Here is a 3,951-nt window from a genome sequence, read left to right on the forward strand (position 1 = left end):
TCCGACAAATGGCGGATAACGGCGAATATGCCGCCATTAATCCCGATGTAGGTGATGGCAGGAATGCGGCTAACCCGAAGGGTTTCCGGGTGCTCCATCAGGTAGCGCATGATGACGTTATTGAGCACTTTGTAGAGCGGATCTAGATGGAGCTCAAAGTCCACCGCCATGGCGTATCGCACACACTTGAGGTACCGGCCATCATCCTGCTCAAGAAAACTCCGGAACTGGTTAAGCAATGTGCGAATGGCCTCATCAATGGGCATCTGCACCAGCGTTGGCGTTAACGGCTTGATCATCGCCGCTGTGTCAGAGATGAAGCGTTGGCTCATGGCGTTGAAGATCGCCTGTTTGTTCTCGAAGTATTCATACAGCGAACCTACCCCCACGCCTGCTATTTCAGCGATGTGCCGTGTTGTGGTGTCGGCCGGGCCCCGCTGGCTCAGGGCAATAAACCCCGCTTCAACAATCGCGTCCACCGTGGCACGCGATCGATCCTGTTTTGGTTGTCTGGGCATAATTTTCCGAATTGAATCCGAACAAGCGTTCGCTCTAATCTGCAGTCAGCCAGGCGCAAACACAAGCAGGGCAAGGCTTTCAGGCCTATTCGGCACGGCCTTTGTCCCTTTCGGGCGGCACAAGCCCGGGCAGCGTCACACTTACATCAAAACTGCGGAAATCCTCATGCTCAAAAATTCTCTGACTAAAAATGCCCGTGCAGTCATCACTGGCGCCGGCAGCGGCATCGGCAAAGCTCTGGCATTGGAACTCGCCCGTCGCGGGGGCCTTGTGGTGTGCTCAGACATCAATCTGGACGCCGCGGAACAAACCGCCAGCGAAGTCCGCCGCCTCGGTAGCCGGGCATGGGCGGTCGCCTGCGACGTCAGCAAGCTGGAACAGGTGCAGGCGCTGGCTGATAAGGCCGACGAATTGCTGCCGGAACCGGCCAATCTGGTCATCAACAACGCCGGTGTTGGCGTGGGTGGCAAAACCATTGGCGAAACGTCTATCGAAGACTGGGAGTGGACGGTCAACATCAACCTCTGGGGCGTGGTCTATGGCTGCCATGTGTTCGCCCCCCGGCTGCGCCTGCAGGAACGGGCTGGCATTATCAATGTGGCCTCAACCGCCAGTTTCTCCGCCGCACCGCTGATGGGCCCCTATAACGCCACCAAGGCGGCCGCGCTGGCGATATCAGAAACCCTGGCGGCAGAACTCTCCGGCACCGGCGTCAGCGTCACCGCGCTGTGCCCTACCCTCGTGAAAACCAACATCTCAGCCAACGGCCGCATACAGGGCGAATCCAATGACCTGTTTAACCGGTTGATGGACCGCATCGGCATGTCTGCCGACAAGGTCGCTCGCATGGCTCTGGATGGCCTGGACAACAAACAGCTGTACGTGATGCCACAGGTCGATGCCCGCATGATCTGGCGAATCAAACGCCTGCTGCCGAATTCCTATGCCGCGATCACGGGGCTTATTAATCGCCGGATGACGTCCAAGTTCGTCTGATAACAGGCCTTAACACCCCCACAAGCCAGGAGACTGACATGGCAAAGATTGATCTCGATAACATGCTGGAAAAGATCAAAAACACTCAGTGGAGCCTGTCGGATATCGACTGGGATGCTCCGGGCGCTGAGCTGATTACCCCTGAACAGTGGCCAAAACTGAAAGCCTTCATGGCAGACCTGATGTGGATCGAGCACGTGGGTGCCAGGGCCTTTGCCGCCATGGCGAAAAAAGCGCCGGACGACACCCTGCGCCAGATCTACACCTATTTCCACGCCGAAGAACAGCGCCACGCCAACGCCGAAATGGCGTTAATGAAACGCTGGGGCATGCTGGAAGATGGCGAATTGCCGGAGCCGAACAACAACCTGAGGCTGGTCATCGAATGGCTGGACCGGTTTGCCGATGATCAGCCGGTCTATGTGCTGGGCACCGTTGTACCCATGCTGGAAATTGCGCTCGACGGCGCGCTGTGCAAGTTCCTCCTCGATACGGTAGACGACCCGGTTTGCCATCAAGCTTTCGAACTGATCAATGGTGACGAGGCCCGCCACCTTGGTGTGGGCTTCACCGTGATGGAAATGCAGGGCCATGGCAAAACCTACATCGAACTTATTCGGATGACCGCGCAGCTGATGGACCCGAGGCTGATTCTGGGCATTGCCTCTTATTTTCCGTTGCTTAACAAGATGCGGGACAACATCGTCGAGATGGGCTTGCCTGAGGAGAAGCTGTACGAGGCCATGCGGAAGTTCGAGAAGATCGGAGGGCGCACTGTCGATGGTCGAAGAAACCCCTGGTTCCAGATCATCAAACACCACGGCCGGTTCGTGGTCGACCGCAAGAAACGCTTCTACCACGCGCCCATCGATGCCCTGGTGAAGGTGGCCGACGTCATCCCGAGGAAGGCGTTTCCGACCGTACCCAGCTGGGTCAAAGAGATTACCTATCACCCAACCGCCTGACCACCGTTTACGAGATTACCTGATGAAGAACAACCAACCGCTTGCTCAACAGCAGCCGCCCGCCGACGCGTTGATTATCGGTGCCGGCTTTGCCGGCCTGGGCACCGCCATTCGCCTGCAACAGCAGGGCATTCGCAACATCACCATTCTGGAGCGATCAGACGATGTTGGCGGCACCTGGCGAGACAATCAGTATCCGGGGGCTGCCTGCGACATTCCCTCCAATCTCTATTCTTTCTCGTTCGCCCAGAACCCGAACTGGTCCCGAAGTTTCTCGGGAAGCCGGGAAATTCTGGAATACATCCATCACCTGGTGAATCACTTCAACCTTCGGCAATACATCCGGTTCAACCAGAATGTCAGCAACCTGGCCTGGGACCAGGACAAAGGCCTCTGGCAGGCAACGACCACGAATGGAAATGTATTTTCAGGGCGCACCGCCGTGATGGCCCAGGGGCCGCTGTCCAACCCCGGCTGGCCCGGCATCGCCGGCCTGGACGAGTTTGAGGGCAAGAAGATACACAGCGCCGACTGGGATCATGATTACGACCTCAAGGGCAAACGCATTGCGGTGATCGGCACGGGTGCCAGCGCCATACAGATCGTACCGGAGCTGGCAACATGCGCCGGCAAGCTGACGGTATTCCAGCGCACTCCGCCGTGGATCATGCCACGGCCGGACTTCACCACACCGGACTGGAACAAGATGCTGTTCCGCAAAGTACCCGTGAGCCAGACCGCCGTCCGCAAGGCACTGTATCTGGCCCATGAGTCCATGGCCTTGGCGGTCATCTGGAACTCGCCGCTGACCCGTTTTGCCGAACGTCTCGGGCGGTGGCACTTGCGCAAACAGGTACCCGACCGCTGGCTGCGCCGGCAACTGACCCCGGACTATCGCCTGGGCTGCAAGCGCATTCTGGTATCCAACGACTACTACCCGGCCCTGCAGAAACCAAACACCAAGCTGATCACCTGGCCGATAGACCGGATCAGCAAAAACGGTATCCGCACTGTGGAAGGCATCGAACACCAGTTCGACTGTATTGTGTTTGCCACCGGCTTTGAGGTGAGCAACGCCGGTACACCGTTCCCGATTACCGGCATCGGCGGCCGCTCACTGAACGAAGAATGGCAGCGAGGCGCCCAGGCCTACAAAAGCATCAACGTGTCGGGCTACCCCAATCTGTTTTTCACCTTTGGGCCAAACTCCGGACCAGGCCACAACTCTGCGCTGGTCTACATGGAATCCCAGATGGATTACATCGTCCGGAGCATTCGCACCATCAAGAGCCTCAAGCTCAAAGCCCTGGATGTTCGGCAATCAGCGCAGGACGACCACAACCGGAGCATCCAGCGCCGGCTGGCCAAAACCAACTGGAATTCCGGATGCCAGAGCTGGTACCTCACCGAGGATGGGTTCAACGCGACCATGTATCCCGGCTTCGCAACACAATACGCAAAGCAGATGGCC

4 protein-coding genes are annotated in these 3,951 nt (G+C 57.9%); 3 read left to right on the forward strand and 1 reads right to left on the reverse strand.

Features of this window, described 5'->3' with window-relative positions:
- The coding region (locus IBX51_RS14595; protein WP_291832039.1) for a TetR/AcrR family transcriptional regulator at positions 1–518 on the reverse strand (518 nt) is incomplete at its 3' end.
- A gap of 166 nt (positions 519–684) precedes the next feature.
- Between IBX51_RS14595 and IBX51_RS14600 the strand changes: the two genes are divergently transcribed.
- The 3 genes from IBX51_RS14600 to IBX51_RS14610 all read left to right on the forward strand — a co-directional run.
- Positions 685–1,515 carry an SDR family oxidoreductase gene (locus tag IBX51_RS14600; protein WP_291832040.1) on the forward strand — a complete coding sequence of 277 codons (831 nt, stop codon included), beginning with the start codon at positions 685–687 and terminating at the stop codon, positions 1,513–1,515.
- 38 nt (positions 1,516–1,553) lie between these two features.
- A complete protein-coding gene (locus IBX51_RS14605; protein WP_291832041.1) occupies positions 1,554–2,480 on the forward strand; it encodes a ferritin-like domain-containing protein in 927 nt (308 codons plus the stop codon).
- A gap of 22 nt (positions 2,481–2,502) precedes the next feature.
- Positions 2,503–3,951: NAD(P)/FAD-dependent oxidoreductase (locus IBX51_RS14610; RefSeq protein ID WP_291832043.1), on the forward strand; the 1,449-nt coding region annotated here is incomplete at its 3' end.

This window comes from Marinobacter sp. (assembly GCF_014859525.1).
Classification (GTDB): Bacteria; Pseudomonadota; Gammaproteobacteria; order Pseudomonadales; family Oleiphilaceae; genus Marinobacter.

What these genes read in the sequence shown, in the direction of transcription:
- IBX51_RS14600 (WP_291832040.1), top strand. Translation starts at nt 685, where the DNA reads ATGCTCAAAAATTCTCTGACTAAAAATGCCCGTGCAGTCATCACTGGC.
- IBX51_RS14605 (WP_291832041.1), top strand. Translation starts at nt 1,554, where the DNA reads ATGGCAAAGATTGATCTCGATAACATGCTGGAAAAGATCAAAAACACT.